At 59.5% G+C, this 22,631-nt stretch carries 18 protein-coding genes, 3 rRNA genes, 1 other RNA gene and 1 riboswitch; of the genes, 14 read left to right on the forward strand and 8 right to left on the reverse strand.

Annotated elements, in window-relative coordinates:
- Position 1 precedes the first annotated feature (1 nt).
- The 6 genes from rsgA to ACR3YK_RS01165 all read left to right on the forward strand — a co-directional run bounded on the left by rsgA (position 2) and on the right by ACR3YK_RS01165 (position 6,720).
- Positions 2-1,063, forward strand: coding sequence for a ribosome small subunit-dependent GTPase A (rsgA, locus tag ACR3YK_RS01140; RefSeq protein WP_486175427.1), 1,062 nt, complete (start codon positions 2-4; stop codon positions 1,061-1,063).
- A 2-nt stretch (positions 1,064-1,065) separates the two neighbouring features.
- Positions 1,066-1,857 carry an inositol monophosphatase family protein gene (locus ACR3YK_RS01145; RefSeq protein WP_486175428.1) on the forward strand — a complete coding sequence of 264 codons (792 nt, stop codon included), beginning with the start codon at positions 1,066-1,068 and terminating at the stop codon, positions 1,855-1,857.
- A 95-nt stretch (positions 1,858-1,952) separates the two neighbouring features.
- Positions 1,953-2,453 carry a septum formation family protein gene (locus ACR3YK_RS01150; protein ID WP_486175429.1) on the forward strand — a complete coding sequence of 167 codons (501 nt, stop codon included), beginning with the start codon at positions 1,953-1,955 and terminating at the stop codon, positions 2,451-2,453.
- Positions 2,454-2,598: 145 nt separating this feature from the next.
- Complete coding sequence (locus ACR3YK_RS01155; protein ID WP_486175430.1) at positions 2,599-3,903, forward strand: bifunctional alpha/beta hydrolase/OsmC family protein; 1,305 nt, start codon at positions 2,599-2,601, stop codon at positions 3,901-3,903.
- Positions 3,904-4,068: 165 nt separating this feature from the next.
- Entirely contained in the window at positions 4,069-4,896 is an 828-nt protein-coding gene (locus ACR3YK_RS01160; RefSeq protein ID WP_486175431.1) for a siderophore-interacting protein, read from the forward strand.
- Positions 4,897-5,028: 132 nt separating this feature from the next.
- Positions 5,029-5,124: riboswitch (glycine riboswitch) on the forward strand.
- Positions 5,125-5,271: 147 nt separating this feature from the next.
- On the forward strand, positions 5,272-6,720 hold the full coding sequence (locus ACR3YK_RS01165; RefSeq protein WP_486175432.1) for an L-serine ammonia-lyase: 1,449 nt from the start codon (positions 5,272-5,274) through the stop codon (positions 6,718-6,720).
- A gap of 12 nt (positions 6,721-6,732) precedes the next feature.
- Here the strand turns inward: ACR3YK_RS01165 and ACR3YK_RS01170 are convergent, their stop codons facing one another.
- Positions 6,733-7,476: a pyrimidine reductase family protein gene (locus tag ACR3YK_RS01170; protein WP_486175433.1), complete on the reverse strand. Its 744-nt coding sequence runs from the start codon at positions 7,474-7,476 to the stop codon at positions 6,733-6,735.
- A 3-nt stretch (positions 7,477-7,479) separates the two neighbouring features.
- Positions 7,480-8,385 (reverse strand): dihydropteroate synthase, encoded by a 906-nt coding sequence (folP, locus tag ACR3YK_RS01175; protein ID WP_486175434.1) that lies wholly within the window; start codon positions 8,383-8,385, stop codon positions 7,480-7,482.
- Positions 8,386-8,497: 112 nt separating this feature from the next.
- On the opposite strand from folP, the gene ACR3YK_RS01180 reads away from it, so the two are divergent.
- Positions 8,498-8,857, forward strand: a complete 360-nt coding sequence (locus ACR3YK_RS01180) for a DUF488 domain-containing protein (protein ID WP_486175435.1) — start codon at positions 8,498-8,500, stop codon at positions 8,855-8,857.
- Between the two features lie 57 nt (positions 8,858-8,914).
- Here the strand turns inward: ACR3YK_RS01180 and ACR3YK_RS01185 are convergent, their stop codons facing one another.
- Complete coding sequence (locus ACR3YK_RS01185) at positions 8,915-9,130, reverse strand: SCO4848 family membrane protein (RefSeq protein WP_486175436.1); 216 nt, start codon at positions 9,128-9,130, stop codon at positions 8,915-8,917.
- Here ACR3YK_RS01185 and ACR3YK_RS01190 point away from each other — a divergent pair.
- The gene (locus ACR3YK_RS01190) at positions 9,129-9,920 is read left to right on the forward strand and encodes an IMPACT family protein (protein ID WP_486175437.1); all 792 of its coding nucleotides are present in this window, start codon (positions 9,129-9,131) and stop codon (positions 9,918-9,920) included. The two genes, ACR3YK_RS01185 and ACR3YK_RS01190, sit on opposite strands and share 2 nt — an antisense overlap.
- A 157-nt stretch (positions 9,921-10,077) precedes the next feature.
- Here the strand turns inward: ACR3YK_RS01190 and rrf are convergent.
- The 3 genes from rrf to ACR3YK_RS01205 all read right to left on the reverse strand — a co-directional run bounded on the left by rrf (position 10,078) and on the right by ACR3YK_RS01205 (position 15,542).
- Positions 10,078-10,194: ribosomal RNA gene (gene rrf, locus ACR3YK_RS01195) — 5S ribosomal RNA — on the reverse strand.
- A gap of 177 nt (positions 10,195-10,371) precedes the next feature.
- Positions 10,372-13,492: ribosomal RNA gene (locus ACR3YK_RS01200) — 23S ribosomal RNA — on the reverse strand.
- 514 nt (positions 13,493-14,006) lie between these two features.
- Positions 14,007-15,542, reverse strand: a 16S ribosomal RNA gene (locus ACR3YK_RS01205).
- The 16S, 23S and 5S rRNA genes sit together here, the layout of an rRNA operon.
- A gap of 707 nt (positions 15,543-16,249) precedes the next feature.
- On the opposite strand from ACR3YK_RS01205, the gene ACR3YK_RS01210 reads away from it, so the two are divergent.
- The 4 genes from ACR3YK_RS01210 to galK all read left to right on the forward strand — a co-directional run bounded on the left by ACR3YK_RS01210 (position 16,250) and on the right by galK (position 20,165).
- Positions 16,250-16,735: a GNAT family N-acetyltransferase gene (locus ACR3YK_RS01210; protein ID WP_486175438.1), complete on the forward strand. Its 486-nt coding sequence runs from the start codon at positions 16,250-16,252 to the stop codon at positions 16,733-16,735.
- 174 nt (positions 16,736-16,909) lie between these two features.
- Entirely contained in the window at positions 16,910-17,887 is a 978-nt protein-coding gene (galE, locus tag ACR3YK_RS01215; RefSeq protein ID WP_486175439.1) for a UDP-glucose 4-epimerase GalE, read from the forward strand.
- On the forward strand, positions 17,884-18,993 hold the full coding sequence (gene galT / locus ACR3YK_RS01220; protein ID WP_486175440.1) for a galactose-1-phosphate uridylyltransferase: 1,110 nt from the start codon (positions 17,884-17,886) through the stop codon (positions 18,991-18,993). The genes galE and galT overlap by 4 nt, the downstream gene beginning before the upstream one ends.
- On the forward strand, positions 18,990-20,165 hold the full coding sequence (gene galK, locus ACR3YK_RS01225) for a galactokinase (protein WP_486175441.1): 1,176 nt from the start codon (positions 18,990-18,992) through the stop codon (positions 20,163-20,165). Before galT ends, galK begins: the two co-directional genes overlap by 4 nt.
- A 34-nt stretch (positions 20,166-20,199) precedes the next feature.
- Here the strand turns inward: galK and ACR3YK_RS01230 are convergent, their stop codons facing one another.
- Positions 20,200-20,952: a CatB-related O-acetyltransferase gene (locus ACR3YK_RS01230; protein WP_486175442.1), complete on the reverse strand. Its 753-nt coding sequence runs from the start codon at positions 20,950-20,952 to the stop codon at positions 20,200-20,202.
- A 141-nt stretch (positions 20,953-21,093) separates the two neighbouring features.
- Positions 21,094-21,468, reverse strand: a transfer-messenger RNA (tmRNA) gene (gene ssrA, locus ACR3YK_RS01235).
- Positions 21,469-21,675: 207 nt separating this feature from the next.
- Here ssrA and ACR3YK_RS01240 point away from each other — a divergent pair.
- Both ACR3YK_RS01240 and ACR3YK_RS01245 read left to right on the forward strand, forming a co-directional pair.
- Positions 21,676-21,948: a glutaredoxin family protein gene (locus ACR3YK_RS01240; protein ID WP_486175443.1), complete on the forward strand. Its 273-nt coding sequence runs from the start codon at positions 21,676-21,678 to the stop codon at positions 21,946-21,948.
- Positions 21,949-21,950: 2 nt separating this feature from the next.
- Positions 21,951-22,619 (forward strand): SIMPL domain-containing protein, encoded by a 669-nt coding sequence (locus tag ACR3YK_RS01245; RefSeq protein WP_486175444.1) that lies wholly within the window; start codon positions 21,951-21,953, stop codon positions 22,617-22,619.
- Positions 22,620-22,631 lie beyond the last annotated feature (12 nt).

Genomic DNA, 22,631 nt, shown 5'->3' on the forward strand with positions numbered 1-22,631 from the left:
GATGAGTTGGCTCACAGGTGACGACGATGATGACGACCGCGCCTACAGCGAATACGACGAGAGTTCGGTGCGCATGCGCCCGAACCCCAAAGCCAACAAGCCACGCAGCAAAATTCGCCCGCAGCATTCGGATGCGATAGAAGGGCGCGTCTTCAGCGTCGACCGCGGCCGCTACGGCGTCTGGGTTGCCGAAGGAACCCCCGAAGAACGCCAGATCATTGCCGCCCGCGCTCGTGAGCTAGGCCGCAACCAGCACGGCAAGGTTTCTGTTGTCACGGGCGACTGGGTTGATCTCGTCGGCGACACGAGCGGCACCGAAGGAACCCTCTCGCGCATTGTGCGCATTCGCGAACGCACCACACTTTTGCGCCGAAGCGCCGACGACACGGATGCCGTCGAACGCATCATTGTCGCTAACGCCGACCAGATGCTCATTGTTGTTGCCGCAGCAGACCCGGAGCCGCGACCGCGACTCGTCGATCGCTATCTTGTTGCTGCGTACGACGCGGGAATCGATCCGATTCTCTGCATCACTAAAACTGACTTACAGGATCCGGCACCGTTCTTGGAGAACTTCGCCGGTCTCGACTTGAAGGTCATCGCGAGCCGCTCTGATGAGGTTCCCCTCGACGAGTTGCGCGCTGCTCTCGAAGGCCACACGACGGTAGCCGTTGGGCACTCGGGCGTGGGCAAGTCCACGCTCGTCAATGCCCTGGTACCGGATGCCAATCGTGCGGTGGGGCGCGTCAACTCGGTTACCGGTCGTGGGCGCCACACCTCATCGTCAACGATGTCGTACCGCGTCGGTTCTGGCTGGGTCGTTGATACCCCGGGTGTACGTTCGTTTGGGCTCGGGCACATCGACCCGAGCAAGATTCTTTCGTCATTCACTGATCTCGCCGAACTCGCTGAAGACTGCCCCCGCGGCTGCACGCACTTGCCGGATGCTCCCGACTGCGCCATCTCCGAGGCTGTCGCTTCCGGCGTTCTGGGCGAGGTCGGCCGGCTACGTCTTGACTCGTTCCAGCGGCTCATCACGACGCTCGGTTCCGCTAGCGTGTAACTGTGACCGAATACACTCTCGCCGACGATCTTTCTCTGGCCCTCGCTCTCGCAGGCGATGCCGACCTCATCTCCCTCGACCGCTTCACCGCGCTCGATCTTGAGGTCACGACGAAGCCTGACCGCACTCCGGTAACGGATGCCGACAAGGCTGTCGAGCGCAGCATCCGTGCCGGCATTGCTGCTGCACGCCCGGGCGATTCGATTCTCGGTGAAGAGTACGGCGAGGCCGGTGACTCGAACCGTCAGTGGATCATCGACCCGATCGACGGCACCTCTAACTTTTTGCGCGGAGTACCGATCTGGGGCACCCTGATTTCGCTCGTGATCGACGGCGTTCCGCAAGTGGGTGTCGTGAGCTCGCCGGCTCTCGGCAAGCGCTGGTGGGCCGCAACTGGTCACGGCGCGTTCGCGCAGGCCCGCGATGGCGAGGCCGAGCAGATTTTCGTCAGTAAGGTTGCTGCGCTGGATGCCGCATCCATCAGCTACAACAGCCTGTCGGGGTGGGATGGCGCAGGTCGCTTGGATGCCGCTATTGCGCTCACGCGCGCGACGTGGCGTTCGCGTGCCATCGGCGATATGTGGGCGTATATGTTGCTCGCTGAGGGCGCGCTCGATGTCGTCGGGGAGTTCGATTTACAGCCCTACGACATGGCGGCGCTCATCCCTATCGTGCAGGAGGCCGGCGGACGTTTCACCTCGGTCGACGGCGAAGAAGGCCCCTGGCACGGCAGTGCGCTCGCCACAAATGGCATTCTTCATAACGATTCGTTGAACTTTCTGCGGTCTCACTAGAAGTTCACCCTGTTGCGTTACCTGTGAAAAGCCTGTGTTAAGTAGTCTTATCTAGTACGAAGCGCGACACATTCACACGAAAGAGACTTACTTCTATGTCGACAGAGACAATCTGGCGCCGCACGATTGCCGTTGCCACAGTAGCGGCTGCCGCCGTGGCCCTGAGCGGATGCAGCATCCTCGATCAGGTCACCAACGGAATCAGTGACGCCGTTGACTCCGGCCCGGGCACCACGCAAGACATTTTCAGCCTCGTTATTGGTGACTGCGAAGTCGGCAACCAAGACGGTGGAGAGGTCTCCAGCACGAAGACCATCGACTGCGCTGAGCCGCACGACGCTGAAGTGTACGCCGCTTCGTACCTCGCCGATGGCGACTTCCCCGGCGACAGCGTCATCGAAGAGCAGGCCACTAACGACTGCTACGCCGAGTTCAGCACCTTCATGGGTGTCGAGTACGACGACTCCGTGTACGACTTCTCCTGGTACTACCCCACCGAGGGCAGCTGGTCTGAGGGCGACCGCGAGATCCTGTGCCTCATTTATGACCCCTCCGGCGACCAGATCACCGGATCGCTCGCAGGCTCCGGACTGTAACTAGCCACACTCCAACGGCCGGCGAAGACATGCTCTTCGCCGGCCGTTGTGTGGTTAAGGGAAGAAACCGCGCCCCCGGCGACGTTGCACTCTGTAACTCCCTACGAGACGCTGGGAGCAGTAAAGAACAAGGCGGTAGAGAACGATGAAGATTGAATTTCCCGGCTCCAACGGCACAATGCTTGCCGCCCGTCTCGATCTTCCCGAGGGAGCACCCTCGGCGTACGCGCTCTTTGCGCACTGTTTCACCTGCTCCAAGGACTCTTTCGCTGCGTCTCGCATCTCTCGCGCGCTCGGCGACTACGGCATCGCCGTACTACGTTTCGACTTCACTGGACTGGGCGGATCCGACGGAGACTTCTCCAACACCAACTTCAGTTCCAACATTGACGACGTCGTAGCAGCCACCGAGTATCTGCGAGGCAACTATCGGGCGCCGACCATCCTCATCGGCCACTCTCTCGGAGGCGCTGCTGTGTTGGCCGCCGCTCACCGCGTGCCCTCAGCCCGCGCGGTGGCAACTCTCGGCAGCCCGAGCGACCCCGCTCACATCAGCAACCTCTTCTCCCACGCGAGCGCCGAGATTGTGGCCGAGGGAGAAGCAACGGTTCAATTGGGCGGCCGCCCGTTCCGCATCCGCAAGCAACTGCTCGACGACATCGCCTCTCAGCCGCAAAGCGAACGCCTACGGGATTTGGATGCCGCGTTGCTCGTGCTGCATTCCCCCATTGACCAAACGGTGGGCATCGACAACGCTCGGGAAATTTTTGATGCGGCACGGCATCCGAAGTCCTTCGTCGCCTTGGATGGCGCCGACCACCTCCTGAGCGACCGGGATGACGCCGCCTTTGCTGCGAGCATGATTGCCGCGTGGGCCGCCCGCTACGCTTTCGATCGCGCCGATACCGCGGTGACGCCTCAGCCCGGGCCAGCGAACTCGACGGCGGCTTCTACCGCAACGACGCCTACAACCGCGTCAGCGCCTGCAGTCAACCCGAGCGCCACCGTGACAGTCGACGGGAGTGCCGTCATCGTCACCGAGAGCGGCCCCGCGCGCTACGAACAGCGCGTGTTTGCTTCCGGTCACGAGATTGTTGCCGACGAACCCGCACCACTCAGCGAAAACCACGGCCCGGCCCCGTACGACTTCATTCTGGCGGGCCTCGGCAGCTGCACCTCGATCACGATCCGCATGTACGCCGATCGCAAAAAGATGCCGCTCAAGGGCGTCAGCGTACGGCTCACGCGCGAACGGATCAAAGCCGCCGACTGCGACCACTGCACGTCGACCGAGGGAATGGTCGAGCACTTTACGCGCGAACTCACCTTCGACGGTGATCTCACCGACGAGCAACGCGATTCGCTCCTCGTCATCGCCGATAAGTGCCCCGTGCACCGCTCGCTCGAGGGCGAAATCTCGATCAGCACGACGCTGGCCGCCCAGAGCTAGAACGCCGCAACGGCTCGTAGCCTCAGGGCTAAGAACCTCAGCGCGTGGACGCTTCAAAGGTAATTCGAAGCAACTCTCCCTAGCCCTCACCAGCCTGGCGAGCTACAGTAGTTAGGTAACCCTAACTTCTTAGCGAAATGAGCCGGCGCCTCGCGCCCACAATCTATGACTTTTGAACGCGAATCCGTCAAGCACCCTCTCGCCGCACGCCGTCTTTCGGTGAGCGCCGTGAACTACCCCGCCCCGTCGATCGCTCGCATCACGCTCAGCGGAGACGAGCTCGAGGGGTTCATCAGCAGCGGCCCCACCGATCACGTCAAGGCCTTCTTCCCCGACCCCGCCACCGGTGTTTTGACGGCACCCACCATGACTGAAGACGGTCTCAAGCGCGTCGGCGAGGGTAAGGTCTTCTCCCGTGACTACACCCCGCTCGGCTTCCGCAGCCACGACGGGCACCACGAACTCGACATCGATTTCGTCGTCCACGGTGACGAAGGTCCCGCCTCCGCCTGGGCCGGACAAGCAAAAGTTGGCGACGAGATCGTCATTGCTGGCCCGCGCGGCTCGAAGCTTCTCCCGCAGGGCGCAACGCACGTCATCCTGATCGCCGACGAAACCGCGCTTCCGGCTGCATCGCGCTGGATCGAAATGTTGCCCACCTCGGTGCGCATCACCGCGCTGTTCGACGTGGCCGACGAGAGCGTCGAGAGTTACTTCAGCGAGGAGCTCAACGCCCGTATGGACGCCCAGTGGTTCTACCGTCGCGATGGCCTCGGACAGCTGGAAGCTGCGCTGCGTGCCCTCGGTGAGATTGGCGAATCTACCTTCGTCTTCCTCGCCGGCGAAGCGACAACGTTGGTGCCGCTGCGCCGTTACCTCCGTCGCGAGCTCGGGCTCCCTAAGCAGCAAGTAACCGCCGACGGCTACTGGCGTCGCGGTGTCACGGATGCCGATCACCACGCTCCCCTCGACCCGAGCGACCCCGAAGACTAGCGATCGCAGCGGGCACGCGCGGGCACGGTTTTCCGCCGACCGCCCGTGCTCGACTGAGCACCTGTTTCCGTGCACATTTCCGGCCGCCACATCGGCCCCGAGTGTATGCTGAGGGCACAAGTGAACAGCCGTCATTCCGCCGCGGGAGAGTCCTTCCGATCGATGGTTGGCGCCGTAGGAGCAAACCCTCTCCGGGAATCTCTCAGGCCCCAGTACCGCAGTGGATAGGCAACTCTGAAAAGTAGTCGGCCCTGTCCGACTCGCCGACGGGGCAACGCGACGCCACAAGCGTGCGGAAACTCTCAGGCCCAATACAGAGCGGAGAGGACTCAACGACGCCCGTACGACGCTGTGCGGTGAAGAAATGGAGTCACCGTGGCCATTCGCAATCTGACCCCCACCACCGAAGTACCCACTCCTTCTCTCGAAGAAGTGCCGCTCAGCAGCTTTGACCTCTTTACGGTCGGCATCGGCCCTTCGAGTTCGCACACCGTGGGCCCCATGCGCGCTGCGGCGTCCTTCGCCGTTGATCTTGCCGAGCACGGGATGCTCGACTCTGTCGCCACCGTGACGGTGCGCCTCTACGGTTCCCTCGCCGCCACCGGTGCAGGCCACGGCACGATGAGCGCTGTGCTGATCGGTTTAGAGGGCAAACTTCCCGACCAGGTTCTTCCTGCCGAGATGGAAGAGATTCTGGCGAGGATCGAAGAGACCGGAACTCTCAGTCTGGCCGGCAGCCGCGACGTGCCGTTCCGCGAGACCGAGATTGCCCTGCACCCGCTGACCGTTCTCGACGGTCACCCGAATGGTATGCGCTTTGCGGCATTCTCGGAAGCCGGCGAGCCCGTTCTCGAAGCAACTTACTTTTCCATCGGCGGTGGTTTCATCTATCGCGAGGGAGACAACCGCGATGGCAGCAACGGTCTCGATCACGTTGCCGATCCTTTGCCGTTCCGCACGGCGGCGCAGCTGCTCGCGCACTGCCGTTCCGAGGGCCTCTCGTTCAGTGGCGTGATGTTGCGCAACGAGCTTGCCCGCCGCTCTGAGGCGGAGGTTCGCGCCGGCCTGCTTCACATCCGCGACGTCATGGACGAGTGCAAGAACAACAGCCTCGAGCGCACCGGCAACTTGCCGGGCACACTCAATGTGCGCCGCCGCGCTCCTGATTGGCATGCGCGACTGCGCACCGAAGACCCCAACCGCGACCCGGCTTTCTGGCAAGAGTGGGTCAACCTCGTCGCCCTCGCGGTCAACGAAGAGAACGCCTCTGGTGGCCGCGTGGTCACCGCCCCCACCAATGGCGCTGCTGGCATCATCCCCGCCGTGCTGTTTTTCGCGACGCATTACGCTCCCGGCATGAAAGACGCCGATCAAGCGATGAAGGATGACGTTACCGTACGCTTCTTGCTAGCCAGCGCCGCTGTGGGCGTACTTTACAAGCGCATGGCCTCCATCTCGGGCGCAGAGGTCGGATGCCAGGGAGAGGTCGGCTCAGCCTCCTCGATGGCGGCTGCGGGCTTGGCCGAGATTTTGGGCGGAACGCCCGAGCAAGTCGAGAACGCTGCGGAGATCGCGATGGAGCACAACCTCGGACTCACCTGCGACCCCATCGGCGGTCTGGTGCAGATTCCCTGCATCGAACGCAATGCCATTGCCGCGGCGAAGGCAATCAACGCCGCCAAGATGGCTTTGTGGGGCGACGGTACCCACCGAGTCTCGCTCGACGAGGTCATCATTACGATGGCCGAGACCGGCAAGGATATGAGTTCGCGCTACAAGGAGACGTCGATGGGTGGCCTCGCCGTCAACGTCGTCGAGTGCTAGCAGCCAACACGCTTACGAGCGCGTGTAGCGCAGCAGCAGCGTCCCATCCGGAGCGCTTAAAGCGTGGACCAGCATCATGTCTTGAGGGGTTGCATCGGCGGCGTCGACAATGCGACGCGCAGACCCACCCTCAAGTCGTGGACTGACCGTAAGGCACAGCTCGTCGACAACGCCTTGAGCGATCATCGTCGCAAACAGCGTCGGTCCGCCCTCACTGTGCAGTTGAGGATACCCGCGCTCTGTCAGCGCGTGTTTCAACTCCACGGTGTCGACGTGCGACTCCCCCGCAACGATGACGTCCGCGACTTCTTCGATGCGTTTGCGTTGCTCAGCGGAGGCTTTCTCGGTGGTGATCACGAACGGCCGTGTGGCGTACGACTCGAGGTCTTTTGGCTCCAGCCGGAGTGATGCGGTGACAATCGCGAAGGGCGGCTGCGCGCTGAGTCCGTTCGTGGTTCGCCAAGACACCGACTCCTCGTCGAGAGCGAGATTGCGGTAGCCCTCGTGACGCACGGTGCCCGCACCGACGACGATGACATCCGCGAGTCTGCGCAGAAGCGGGAACACGCGCCCGTCCGCCGGTGTTCCGAGACCTCCCGAAACGCCCTCGTGAGTAGCGGCCCCGTCGATGCTCGACACGAAGTTAGCGCGCAACCACGGCGTCGCTCGATCAGCCACAGCGTAGCTCGCGAGCAGTTGCTCGTCACTCAGTGCAGTTCCTGCAGTCAGGGAGTGGATGTCGGATGCAGCGGCCACGGTCTACCTTTCGTTGGCGTCGGACATGTTGTGCTTCAGCACCGCCGGCTCGCGGAGCCCAAGAATCGCTTCAGCCATTCGTACGGCATCCACCGTCTCGGCCACTTCGTGCACGCGCACGACGCGGGCGCCGTTCAGCACGCAGGCCACCGCGGCCGCGAGCGAGCCTTCGAGACGCTGGCGCTTCGGCTTTTCGAGCACTTCACCGATGAAGTCTTTGTTCGATAGGGCAACGAGCGCGGGCAGCCCCAGCTCGGTAATCACATCGAGGCGACGCGTGAGCTCAAGGCTATGTAGCGTGTTCTTGTTGAGGTCGTGCCCGGGATCAACAAAGAGACGGTCATCCGGAACACCGGCCTTTATGGCCTGCTCGACGCGGCTCTGGAGAAAGTCCCGCACGTCGATAGCGACGTCGTCGTACTGCGGACGAGCGAATTGGGTTCGTGGCTGGGCCCGCGAATGAACCAGGATCAGCGACGCCTCGCTGTCGGCAACAACGCGGGCAAGATTGGGATCACTGAGCCCCGTGGTGTCGTTGATCACCGTAGCGCCAGCGGCGATGCTGCGACGCGCAACTTCAGAGTGGAAGGTGTCCACCGAGATAACGACATCGGATTCTGCTCGCAGCGCCTCGACAACCGGCACTACACGGTCGCACTCCTCCTCAACGCTGAGAGGGTCACCCGGAGCAAAGGGCACACCCCCGATGTCGATCCAATCAGCACCATCGCGTACCGCTCGCAGCGATGCTGCCACGGCATCGTCGAGCGCATAGTTTGCGCCGGCGTCGTAGAAGGAATCAGGCGTGCGGTTAACAATCGCCATCACTGCCACGCGCTGCGAAAAGTCAAAGGTTCGATCACCGATGGTGCGGCGGGGATTCCGCAGCGAAGGAAGCACAAAACTCATACTCCCTATACTGGGCGACGATACTGACAACTCCACCCACCTAGCCGGATTGACGCCGAGAACTTCCATGAACGTCACGAACCCGGAGCCGACTCATCGCGAAAGAGCCCGGATGACCACCGTCGCCATTGCCCGCATCTACGAGCAACCGCAGGCCGCTGATGGAGTCCGCGTGCTCGTTGATCGTTTGTGGCCACGAGGCGTGAGCAAGCGGGCGGCACAACTTGACGAGTGGAACAAGGATCTCGCGCCGAGCACAGAGCTGCGCACCTGGTGGAACCACGATCCCGATACCTTCGAGAACTTCGCCGACCGCTATCGAGCAGAACTGGAGGAGCGCCCTGAGGTAGCGGCAGCCGTCGAACGACTTCGCACCCACGACAGAGTGACTCTGCTCTATGCCGCGCGAGACCCAGCGATCAACCACGCGATCGTGCTCCGCGACTTTCTCCTCAGCGCCCTCGACAACTAACCGGCGCTAGTGTCGCTATGGAAGTGAGCAAGAGCCCGCTCCGACGACAACGCTCCGTTAGGTGCTGAGCAGCAAAATACCCGCGAGCACAGATGCGGCTGCGATCGCCATCGCAATCCCCAGCAGTACCGCGTGCACCCGATAGAACGCTGTCGGCGTGCCAGCGGAATCGCGTGCGCGCGGGTCACCGCTCACACGCTTGAAGAAGCGGGGCCAGGCAAGGACATTGAACAGTGCGCTGACGAATAGAACGATCGCGGCAAACAACTCCATGGTTCTCAAGCCTACGCCCGACGCGCAGCGCCCTGCACCCGTCATCCCTCGTCCGTCATCGCTCATCCCGCATCCCTCATCCCTCATCCCTCATCCCTCAGACACCCTCCCCATAAGCCACAATGGGTGGATGCTCGAATACACGCTTCGCGGAGGCCCCGGCGCCTCTGCCGAAGCTGAACTCGAAGTAAAGCGCTCGCGCTTTCTCTGCACTCTGGTGCGAGTCGCGAGCGAGGAGGATGCCCGCGACGTCATTGAACTCGCCCGCAAGACTCACTGGGATGCCCGTCACCACTGCTCCGCGTTCGTATTGGGTTCAGCAACTGAGCCCTCGCAGGTGCGACGCTCCAATGATGATGGCGAACCTTCTGGCACGGCAGGGCGACCCATCCTTGATGTGCTCACTGGCCGCAATCTCATCGATTGCGTTGCCGTGGTCTCCCGCAATTTCGGAGGGACCCTTCTGGGCACTGGTGGCCTGATTCGTGCTTACTCGGATGCTGCCGCACTAGCCCTCGATGGAGCGCGGGCCCAGCACCGCCTTGTGGTCCGCGAACGCCGGGAGCTGTTTCGCCTGGCTTTGTCTCACGCAGATGCCGGACGTGTAGAAGCCGAGCTGCGTCAGCACGGCGTGACAGTGCTCGGCACGGATTACGCAGCGCAGGCGATTCTCACGCTAGCAACGGATGCGCAGGGTGCAGTGGATCTCGCTTCCCGCGTCGCCGGCGTCACGGCGGGCACTGGCGCTCTGGAACCCGCGGGCGCCGAGTGGGTGGATGTCGAGGCCTAAGCCGTGACCCCTGAGCCCTGAGTTGTGGCGTTTAACGCTGTCGACGTGATGTTGGCCCACACGACGGCTGGCTCGTCGACGTGAGCGTTAACGCAAGAAAGCCACCCAGCAGAAAGTACTTTTCAGTACCCCTACGGGTGGCTCTCTCACAATTTAAGTCCGGCGGTGTCCTACTCTCCCACAAGGTCCCCCTTGCAGTACCATCGGCGCAGAGAGTCTTAGCTTCCGGGTTCGGAATGTAACCGGGCGTTTCCCTCTCGCTATGGCCGCCGAAACACTATTGATTTATGTATCAGTCTGGGCCAGTTCACATCACAGAGCATTCCACCGAAGTGGGTGCTCAGCAGTGTGTGCTGGGCGCAGTTCCCGACCGTAAATCGGGAACCACAAAGTGGACGCGAGAATTCTTCTCAGTCACCATTCACATCCGAAGATGTCAGTGAGGTGGGGTGTTATCAATTTGTCGACATATTAGTACTGGTCAGCTCCACAGGTCGTTAGTCCCTGCTTCCACATCCAGCCTATCAACGCAGTAGTCTAGCTGCGAGTCTCTCAGCCTAAAAGGCCATGGAAATCTCATCTTGAAGCTGGCTTCCCGCTTAGATGCTTTCAGCGGTTATCCATTCCGAACGTAGCTAATCAGCGGTGCTCCTGGCGGAACAACTGACACACCAGAGGTTCGTCCATCCCGGTCCTCTCGTACTAGGGATAGATCTTCTCAAATTTCCTGCGCGCGCAGAGGATAGGGACCGAACTGTCTCACGACGTTCTAAACCCAGCTCGCGTACCGCTTTAATGGGCGAACAGCCCAACCCTTGGGACCTACTCCAGCCCCAGGATGCGACGAGCCGACATCGAGGTGCCAAACCATGCCGTCGATATGGACTCTTGGGCAAGATCAGCCTGTTATCCCCGAGGTACCTTTTATCCGTTGAGCGACAGCGCTTCCACAAGCCACTGCCGGATCACTAGTCCCGACTTTCGTCCCTGCTCGACTTGTCAGTCTCACAGTCAAGCTCCCTTGTGCACTTACACTCGACACCTGATTACCAACCAGGTTGAGGGAACCTTTGGGCGCCTCCGTTACTTTTTGGGAGGCAACCGCCCCAGTTAAACTACCCACCATGCACTGTCCCTGAACCGGATCACGGTCCGAAGTTAGATATCCAATATGACCAGAGTGGTATTTCAACAATGACTCCACCTGAACTAGCGTCCAAGCTTCACAGTCTCCCACCTATCCTACACAGGCCACACCGAACACCAATACAAAGCTATAGTAAAGGTCACGGGGTCTTTCCGTCCTTCTGCGCGTAACGAGCATCTTTACTCGTAGTGCAATTTCGCCGAGTTCGCGGTTGAGACAGCTGGGAAGTCGTTACGCCATTCGTGCAGGTCGGAACTTACCCGACAAGGAATTTCGCTACCTTAGGATGGTTATAGTTACCACCGCCGTTTACTGGGGCTTAAATTCACAGCTTCGCCTTACGGCTAACCGTTCCTCTTAACCTTCCAGCACCGGGCAGGCGTCAGTCCGTATACATCGTCTTGCGACTTAGCACGGACCTGTGTTTTTAGTAAACAGTCGCTTCCCACTGGTCTCTGCGGCCCTGCAGCGCTCCCGGAGCAAGTCCGTTCACGCCTTAGGCCCCCCTTATCCCGAAGTTACGGGGGCATTTTGCCGAGTTCCTTAACCACGATTCTCTCGATCTCCTTAGTATTCTCTACCTGATCACCTGAGTCGGTTTGGGGTACGGGTAACTTGAACCTCGCGTCGATGCTTTTCTTGGCAGCATAGGATCACTGATTTCGTCCGTGAGGACTACCCATCGAGTCTCAGCCGTCATGAGAGACGGATTTGCCTATCTCTCGGCCTACATTCTTAGACCGGGACAACCATCGCCCGGCTCAGCTACCTTCCTGCGTCACACCTGTTAATACGCTAACCGCACCAGCATAGGGTCGTACGCTAGGCCTTGACTCTCACCCCGAAGGGATCGATATCAAGGATTCAGATACTTAGCATTACTGGATTAGTTGGGGCGGTTCTTCGTCAGTACGGGAATATCAACCCGTTGTCCATCGACTACGCCTGTCGGCCTCGCCTTAGGTCCCGACTTACCCAGGGCGGATTAGCCTGGCCCTGGAACCCTTGATCATTCGGAGGACGGGTTTCTCGCCCGTCTTTCGCTACTCATGCCTGCATTCTCACTCGTGTAGGCTCCACGGCTGGTTTACACCGCCGCTTCACTGCCCACACGACGCTCTCCTACCACTCCGTACGGCTGAACCACGAAGGCTTACCTAAAATACGAAATCTACAACTTCGGTGGTGTGCTTGAGCCCCGTTACATTGTCGGCGCGGAATCACTTGACCAGTGAGCTATTACGCACTCTTTCAAGGGTGGCTGCTTCTAAGCCAACCTCCTGGTTGTCTATGCAACTCCACATCCTTTCCCACTTAGCACACGCTTGGGGACCTTAGTTGGTAGTCTGGGTTGTTTCCCTCTCGACGATGAAGCTTATCCCCCACCGTCTCACTGCTGCGCTCTGACTTACCGGCATTCGGAGTTTGGCTAACGTCAGTAACCTTTTGGGGCCCATCAGCTATCCAGTAGCTCTACCTCCGGCAAGAAACACGCAACGCTGCACCTAAATGCATTTCGGAGAGAACCAGCTATCACGAAGTTTGATTGGCCTTTCACCCCTATCCACAGCTCATCCCCTCAGTTTTCAACCTAAGTGGGTTCGGTCCTCCACGCGCTCTTACACGCGCTTCAACCTGGCCATGGATAGATCACTTCGCTTCGGGTCTAGAACCAGCGACTATTTCGCCCTATTAAGACTCGCTTTCGCTACGGCTGCCCCACACGGGTTAACCTCGCCACTGATCACTAACTCGCAGGCTCATTCTTCAAAAGGCACGCTGTCACAGCTACTAAGGCTGCTCCAACGGTTTGTAAGCAAACGGTTTCAGGTACTATTTCACTCCCCTCCCGGGGTACTTTTCACCTTTCCCTCACGGTACTTGTCCGCTATCGGTCATCTGGAAGTATTTAGGCTTATCAGGTGGTCCTGACAGATTCACACGGGATTTCTCGGGCCCCGTGCTACTTGGGATACTCTTCGGACCATTGACACATTTCGACTACCGGGCTGGCACCGTCTATGGCTGGGCTTTCAATCCCATTCGTCTATATATCGTTGTAATCCTTGCTGTACGGCAGTAACAGCTGAAAAGTCCCACTACCCCGACCATGCAACGCCTGCCGGCTATCACACATGATCGGTTTGGCCTGATCCGGTTTCGCTCGCCACTACTAACGGAATCACGGTTGTTTTCTCTTCCTGTGGGTACTGAGATGTTTCACTTCCCCACGTTCCCTCTACCCGCCCTATATATTCAGGCGGGAGTCACTGAGTCGTCTTGCAACGCCCAGCGGGGTTTCCCCATTCGGAAATCCTCGGATCACAGCTCTATTATCAGCTCCCCGAGGCTTATCGCAGATTTATACGTCCTTCTTCGGCTCCAGATGCCAAGGCATCCACCGTTTGCTCTTAGAAAATTGATATCACATGAGTATAAGAATCGATCGCAACACCTTTCGATGTTGAGATTGACCAATGAGTGACCCAACACCGAAGTGTTGGATGTCATCGTTTTGTTCTTGTGACTCGACCTTTCGGTCGAATCTAAGATGCTCGCGTCCACTGTGTAGTTCTCAAAATACGGGCGGTATCCTCCACCATCCCCAACCAAAGTCAGAAACAGCACCAGGATCCATCAGACCCAAACACTCTTACGAGTGCCCCGGCCCTAAGGTACGAACACGAATCCAAAAGATCCGTAGCCCGGTCCCTCAGGACCCAACAACGTGCACAGACCAGCACCCCTGAAACCTCCCGTTCCAACCAGCAAGCTGGCGTACTAAAGAAACAACAGTTCCTCTGATCACAATGTCAATGTTCCACCCATGAGCGCCGTCCAACCCGAACAGGCTGGTACGACTCATGCAACATAAATTCGGTCATCCTTGACTCTGTGTATACCGCAGAGACGACAACCGAGTTGCACATGCTCCTTAGAAAGGAGGTGATCCAGCCGCACCTTCCGGTACGGCTACCTTGTTACGACTTAGTCCTAATCACCAATCCCACCTTCGACAGCTCCCTCCTTGCGGTTGGGCCACTGGCTTCGGGTGTTACCGACTTTCATGACTTGACGGGCGGTGTGTACAAGGCCCGGGAACGTATTCACCGCAGCGTTGCTGATCTGCGATTACTAGCGACTCCGACTTCATGAGGTCGAGTTGCAGACCTCAATCCGAACTGAGACCGACTTTTTGGGATTCGCTCCACCTCGCGGTATTGCAGCCCTTTGTATCGGCCATTGTAGCATGCGTGAAGCCCAAGACATAAGGGGCATGATGATTTGACGTCATCCCCACCTTCCTCCGAGTTGACCCCGGCAGTCTCCTTTGAGTTCCCACCATTACGTGCTGGCAACAAAGAACGAGGGTTGCGCTCGTTGCGGGACTTAACCCAACATCTCACGACACGAGCTGACGACAACCATGCACCACCTGTTTACGAGTGTCCAAAGAGTGAACTATTTCTAGCCCGTTCTCGTATATGTCAAGTCTTGGTAAGGTTCTTCGCGTTGCATCGAATTAATCCGCATGCTCCGCCGCTTGTGCGGGCCCCCGTCAATTCCTTTGAGTTTTAGCCTTGCGGCCGTACTCCCCAGGCGGGGAACTTAATGCGTTAGCTGCGACACAGAAACCGTGGAATGGCCCCTACATCTAGTTCCCAACGTTTACGGCATGGACTACCAGGGTATCTAATCCTGTTCGCTCCCCATGCTTTCGCTCCTCAGCGTCAGTTACGGCCCAGAGATCTGCCTTCGCCATCGGTGTTCCTCCTGATATCTGCGCATTCCACCGCTACACCAGGAATTCCAATCTCCCCTACCGCACTCTAGTCTGCCCGTACCCACTGCAGGCTGGGGGTTGAGCCCCCAGTTTTCACAGCAGACGCGACAAACCGCCTACGAGCTCTTTACGCCCAATAATTCCGGATAACGCTTGCACCCTACGTATTACCGCGGCTGCTGGCACGTAGTTAGCCGGTGCTTTTTCTGCAGGTACCGTCATGATGTGACAAGCACATCGCTTCTTCCCTACTAAAAGAGGTTTACAACCCGAAGGCCGTCATCCCTCACGCGGCGTTGCTGCATCAGGCTTGCGCCCATTGTGCAATATTCCCCACTGCTGCCTCCCGTAGGAGTCTGGACCGTGTCTCAGTTCCAGTGTGGCCGGTCACCCTCTCAGGCCGGCTACCCGTCGTAGGCTTGGTGAGCCATTACCTCACCAACTACCTGATAGGCCGCGAGTCCATCCTTGACCGAAATTCTTTCCAGCTCCTCACCATGCGGCGGAAGCTCGTATCCGGTATTAGACGTCGTTTCCAACGCTTATTCCAGAGTCAAGGGCAGGTTACTCACGTGTTACTCACCCGTTCGCCACTAATTCACCAGAGCAAGCTCCGGCTTCATCGTTCGACTTGCATGTGTTAAGCACGCCGCCAGCGTTCATCCTGAGCCAGGATCAAACTCTCCATAAATGTTTGATTGAACGGCTACAAGTAACCGAACACATCTTGCGTCACCCGCATCCGGAATAGGATGTCGAGGCGACAAGTTTGAAACTGACAGAACAAATCAATACTGACTTGCTTTGTTGTTTATATCTTTTCCAAAGGAATCCGCTGCACTCACAATCACGACCCGAATGGGACGATCCTGATAAGCACAGTCGGGTTTTTGGCATTTGACATTGTGCACGCTGTTGAGTTCTCAAGGATCGGACGCTCCTGACCTCCACCGAAAACGGCTTCACCCCAGGGCTTACAAACCTGTGTTGGCAACCTTCACATAACTGCGAAAGGCAACCTGTCTAACTTACCAGCTTCAGCCTGCATGTCAAACCAGCAATCCCGGACCGAAACAGCCCGAAACAACCAACCGACACACGCATAAAGCGGGTACTCATCCTAAGATCTGATACCGCCACCCACAAGGGGTAAACCAGCATTTGACTCGACCAAAACCATAAAAGAATCTGGAGGATGTTCGCCCCCACTTGAGGCCGGAAACTCAGCAGCGAAAGCTGACTTCGTTTTCCGCACCTTTGGGGTGACTAGAAAGAACAATACGTGCATTGTCAGCACCCCACCAACACGGTGTGCATCCCGGGCGTGTCGTTCGAATAGGGGTCGCGTATTAGCAGTTTTCCCGGGCCGATTCTTCGACCGTGCACCAAGATAGTTGGGTGCCCAGTTTCATCACCAGAGCCGCACGGCTCGACGACGCCACCGAGCTCGCCGCCGTGCATACGCAGTCGTGGCAAGAGACCTATACCGGATTGTTCCCGGCTCAAGCGTGGAGCGCCGAGTCCCGCGCCCGCCGCGAGGCCATGTGGAACGTATTACTCACCGACCACGACACCACCTCAGTCGTCGCTGAGGTCGATGGTGCAATTGTTGGTCTGGCGCACGCAGAACACAATCGCGACGAGCCAGACCTGCCTGCCGAAGAACTCAAGATGATCTACGTCCTGGCGAGCGCTCACGGCACCGGCGCCGGCCAAGCCCTCATTGACGCTGCGCTCGGCGGTGCCCCAGCTAGCGTGTGGGTACTCGAGCAAAATCCTCGTGCCCGTGCCTTTTACGCCAAGAACCGTTTCATGCATGACGGGACCGTGCGCGAAATGGATTTCAATCCGAACATCCGGGAACTTCGACTTCTTCGGCGTTAGCATCTCAAGTTCCCCGACACCACGGCACAGTCCAGAGAGGGCAACCCGTGCAGCATCGCGTGCCGTTCACGTGATGAGAGTAGACGCCTGTACTCAATAATCATATTATTGGACCAACATGGGGTGTGGAGCTGCAACCGCCGTTCCACCGCTGCTTCGACGTAAAGGACGACGATGACTTGGATGGTGACCGGCGGCGCCGGCTATATCGGCGCGCACGTGGTGCGCGCCCTCATCAGCGCGGGAATGAGAACCGTAATTGTGGACGACCTTTCGAGCGGATCCCCGAACTTCGTTCTCGAAGAAGTGCCCCTCGTGCAGGCAAGCATCCTCGACAAAACAACGCTCGTGGATGCGATGAAGACGCACGGCGTGACGGGAGTCATCCACGTAGCGGGCTTCAAGTACGCCGGCGTATCCGTGCACCGCCCGCTTCACACCTATACCCAGAATGTGACGGGAACAATCGTGCTGCTCGAGGCGATGGCAGAGTGCGACGTCGAGCAGATCGTGTTCTCGTCGAGCGCGGCTGTGTTCGGAACCCCGGATGTGGACCAGGTCACCGAAACGACCGCAAAAGCGCCCCTCTCCCCCTACGGCGAGTCGAAGCTCATCGGCGAGTGGCTGCTGCGCGATCAGGAGATCGCCACCGGCCTTCGCCACACGTCGCTGCGCTACTTCAACGTTGTCGGTTCCGGCGATGCCGCCGTCTACGACACGAGCCCCCACAACCTCTTTCCGCTCGTGTTCGAAGCCCTCGTTGCGGGTAAGACACCGCGGATCAACGGCGACGACTATCCCACCCCGGACGGAACAAACGTGCGCGACTACGTTCACGTCGCAGACATCGCCGCGGCCCACGTGGCCGCAGCACAACGCCTCGAAGCCCACGACAGCATCGAACCGGCCTACAACCTGGGAAGCGGAGATGGCCTCTCCGTTGCCGAGATAATGACGGCCGTCGCATCGGTCACGGGAATTGACTTCACGCCTGAAATCGCTCCCCGCCGCGCTGGGGATCCGCCTCGCATTGTGGCGAACGGCGACCTCGCTGCTCGCGATCTGAACTGGAAAATGCGGCATACCGCTGAAGAAATGGTTCGAAGTGCTTGGGAAGCTCGCCTGCGCGCCGAAGAAGGAAGTGCGAAATGACCTCGAAGATCACCAAGCGCCCGACTACCTTGAACGACGGTCGCGAACTCATTTACTTCGATGATGCGGACACGACGCTCGGCGAAGACCGCTCGGTCGACAGCCGCACGCTCGACCCTCGCCCCGCCACGGCCACCATGCGCCAAGACATCCTCACCGGTGAATGGGTATCGATCGCGGCAGCGCGCCAGAACCGTGTGTTCTTGCCGCCCGCCGATCAGGACCCACTCGCGCCACAAACGGCGAGCAACCCCTCCGAGGTTCCGGCTCTCTATGACGTAGCAGTGTTCGAGAACCGTTCGCCCTCGTTTGGCCCCGCCCTTGCCGGAAGCGAAAACGCCCCCAACGGGCTTGACGATCTGGCGGAGCTCGGACTCGGCCGCACACGCAGCTCCATCGGACGCTGCGAGGTCGTCTGTTTTAGCCCCGACCATGAAGGATCATTCGGCACACAAACCGAAAGCCGCGCCCGCACGGTAATCGAAGCGTGGGCCGACCGCACCGAAGCGCTCTCCGGGCTTGACGGCGTGCAGCAGGTCTTCCCCTTTGAAAACAGAGGCGAAGCAATCGGTGTGACGCTGCATCATCCGCACGGCCAGATCTACTCGTACCCCTACATCACGCCGAAAACTCAGCGGACCCTCGACTCCATCGAGCGCACCTCGCCCACGATGTTTCAGGACATTCTTGACTTCGAGCGAGCCGGTGACCGAGTTGTCTTGAGCGGGGAGCACTGGACCGCATTCGTGCCCTTCGCTGCCCGCTGGCCCATCGAGATTCACATGATGCCGCACCGTCACGTGCCGGACTTCGCGGCGACTTCTGAAGCTGAACGCGACGAACTCGCGGACCTTTACTTGAAACTGCTGCGCGGAGTCGATGCCATCTATGACACCCCCACTCCATACATCGCGGCCTGGCATCAAGCCCCCGTCAATCGAGCACGCGATACCTTCCGCCTGCACTTGCAACTGACGTCGCCGCGACGCTCGGCAGACAAGCTGAAGTACCTCGCCGGCTCCGAGTCAGCAATGGGCGCCTGGATTGGCGACGTCACGCCCGAAGCCGCAGCCGCCACCATCCGAGAGGCCATCGAACGAGCATGAGCACCACCGAACACGACCTCATCACGAATTTCACCGAACTGACCGGCCAAGCACCGGAAGGCATCTGGTCGGCGCCGGGCCGCGTGAACCTCATCGGCGAACACACCGACTACAACGAAGGCTTCGTGCTGCCGTTCGCCATCGATCGGCGCACCCGCGCCGCTGTCGGCCTCCGCGCTGACGGAACCATTCGAGTGACAAGCACCTTCGACGACACCTCGGTTCAGTTCGAGCTCGCCGCTCTCGATGCTGCCCGCGCTGCGGGTGAGATCACCGGCTGGAGCGCATACCCGCTCGGAGTCGCCTGGGCGCTCGGCCAGCACGGCGCTGACCTGAGCCGCGTGACCGGCGTAGACATCCTTATCGACTCGACCGTTCCGGTGGGGGCAGGGTTGTCGTCATCCGCCGCCATCGAAAGTTCGGTTGCCTTGGCGCTCAACGACCTCTGGAGCCTCGGCTTTACCCGCGAAACGCTCGCCAAGGTGGGGCAGCTCGCCGAGAATGAGGTCGTAGGCGCTCCCACCGGCATCATGGATCAATCGGCGTCTCTCCTCGGCGCTACCGATTCGGCAGTCTTTCTCGACTGCCGCTCGCTCGAGGCCGAAGTAGTGCCACTTGGCCTGGCGAAAGCGGAGTTGAGCATCCTCGTCATGGACACGCGCGTATCGCACTCGCATGCCACCGGCGGATACTCCGAACGTCGCGCCGCGTGCGAAGCAGGAGCTGCCGCAATGGGTGCTTCCTCGCTGCGCGACGTGAACGTCACCGACCTCGATCGCGCGAAGGAGCTACTTGACGACGTCACCTATCGCCGGGTGCGCCACGTCGTTACGGAAAACCAGCGAGTGCTCGACACCGTTCGGGCTCTGAGCGACGAAGGCCCGCTCGCCATCGGGGCGCTGCTCGATGCCTCGCACGTCTCGATGCGCGATGACTTCGAGATCTCGATTCCCGAACTCGACCTCGCCGTGGAAACGGCACGCGACAACGGAGCCATCGGCGCCCGGATGACCGGCGGTGGCTTTGGCGGAGCAGCAATCGCCCTCGTGCCGCACGCTCTCGTTACGACCGTGGAAACTGCGGTTCACGCAGCATTCGCCGCGGCTGGCTACACGGACCCCGTCACCTTCACGGTGACTCCGTCACGCGGTGCCGAGCGCAGCGATGTCTAGCCGCGGCGCGCTGAGGGCTGCCGCCGGCTAAGCGTCAACGAGTAATCGAAACGTATTCGCCCGGGAGCAATTCAAAATCGCCCTTTTTCTTGATTCGTTCCAGCTGAGAGATCGCCTTCTTCGGCTCTGAAAACGACAATCCTGAGAGGTGACGGGGGTGAAAATCCCACCACTCGAGCTTCTGCAAGCGCGCGATAACTTTCGGCTCGAAGCGGTAACGAATGATTTTGGCCGGAACGCCGCCGACGATCGCGTAGGGCGGAACATCCTTCGCCACGACGGCGCCAGCCGCAACGATCGCTCCGTCTCCAATCGTGACGCCACGCAACAGAGTCACGCGGTCGCCAATCCAAACGTCGTTACCGATAACGACGCGCTTTCCAAAAATTCGAGCAAACGACTTCAGTGGAATTGTCTCCGCTTCGAAGCCATCGAGCGAGGAATGCCATGACCATTTATCGCGAAAATTGTATTGAACCGGCGACGTGCTGAGCCAATCCACGGGATGATTCGGCTCACCGATTACGACCTCGCGCGCGATCGAGCAGTAGCGTCCGATATGGCTGCGCACTCGCACTCGTGCCGACATGATGTAGCTATACGCCCCGATAGAAAGCGGCGCAGCCTTGATGAGCTTCGCGGCTTCAAAGATTTTGACGGGCGCTTCGACCATCAACGTGGAATCTGCGCTCATCGATACACGCTCGAACCCCCACAGGCTCTCTTTGATAACGCCAGCGTCTTGGCCGCTGAGCTCGTTCGTAACCTTTAAGTCGAATTTTTTCATTAGGCATTCGATGCAGTCAGCATCAGTATCGCTCTCTGCAGGGCTCAAGGATGAGCTTTTTGGGCGTTCGGAATGCGGCAATCTCAGAGAAAAAGCGCACCGTGGTAGTGAGTACGTAACTCACAACGCGACAACGACCGGTGGTGGAGATGGGGGGAATTGAACCCCCGTCCACTGCTGTAATTCCATGCCTTCTACGGGTGTAGCTTGTGCAGACGTTCTACTCGGCTCTGACCTTTGCCACAAGCACCTAGGTCAACGAGCCCAGCCAGAGTGCAAGTCCCACGTAGCCCTCAGGCGTAACTACGCAGCAATCTCTCTTAATTGCGCCAGAATCCGAGTAGAGAGCATTCCCGGTCTGACGGACTTCTTTAGTGCGCTCGCTTAGGCAGCGAGGGCGAAGTCAGTGCGCTTTGAATTGGCACTTATAGTTTGCAGTCATCGTTAACGAGATAAGGCTGCATTCTCGACCCGCTTCTCACAGTTTTGCAGGCAATGTCGAAACCGATCATCCCCCTGTGTGGGTCGTTGTCGCGCTGTGGAGTTATCAACACTGCTCACGAATGGGCAGCCCTCAATGATAGGTCAGAAACCTGCGACAAACCAGTCCATGAAGCAAGCCCTCAGTTTTGAGCGCGGGCCAGGGCGGCACCTTTGCGTGTTCACCCACGCTTCCAGCGAACGCACCGCGCACATCCAGTCGACGAGAAGTAAGTTGGAGTTATGAGCGAATCCACTACAGCTAATCCCACCAAAGTAACGATGTACGGAGCAGACTGGTGCCGCGACTGCCGACGGTCTGAAGCACTCCTTAACTCGCTAGGCATCGAGTGGGACAAAGTCGACGTTGAGAAGGACCCCACGGCCGCCGATCGCGCACAGGCCATCAGCGGTCGCCTCAACATCCCCGTTGTTCACTTCACTGACGGGACCTTCCAGGTTGAGCCCAGCGATAACGACCTCAAGACGAAGCTGGCAGAGCTCGGCGCTATCTAGCGATGCCTCTTGTCATCACCGTTCGAGGTGAGCACGAGTCGTGGCACGCTGCCGAGCGCGGCATCGTGCACCTATCGGTGGCTATCGACGGCCCCGATCGGAGTGATGTGTTCGATGCCGCCATGCAGTCATCGGGGCGAGTGCATGCACTTCTGACTCAGCTCGCCTCGAACGATGGCGCAATCACCCGGTGGTCATCAGACACCGTCCGCGTGACATCGCAACGGCCGTGGAACAGCACCGGAGAGCAACTTCCCTTGGTCTACTCCGCCGCCATTGGTTTCGTCGCCCGTTTTCGCGACTTCGATGCTCTCGCATTGTTTATCGAATACGTAAGCGCGGTTGATCACACTTCCGTGACACTCGTTGAATGGGAACTCACTGAAGACGCCACCCGCATCGCACTTGCTGATGCGCGCCATCTCGCCGTAATCGATGCCTACACCAAAGCGCGCGAGTACGCCGAAAGTGTCGGCCTTTCCGAGGTCACGACAACGGCGATCGCGGACCCGGGGATGCTCGCCGATGTGGGCCCCGGCTCAGCCGCCAACAACCTGACGCGAGCCTCTACGCGGATGATGGGCGCTCCCGGCGACGGCGGCCAACTTGCACTCAAGCCCGAGAAAATAGCTGTCGCGGCCAGCGTCGAAGCACGATTCCACGCCAGTTAAACGCTACGACGA

It is taken from the genome of Salinibacterium sp. 10G20-15, from assembly GCF_057365065.1.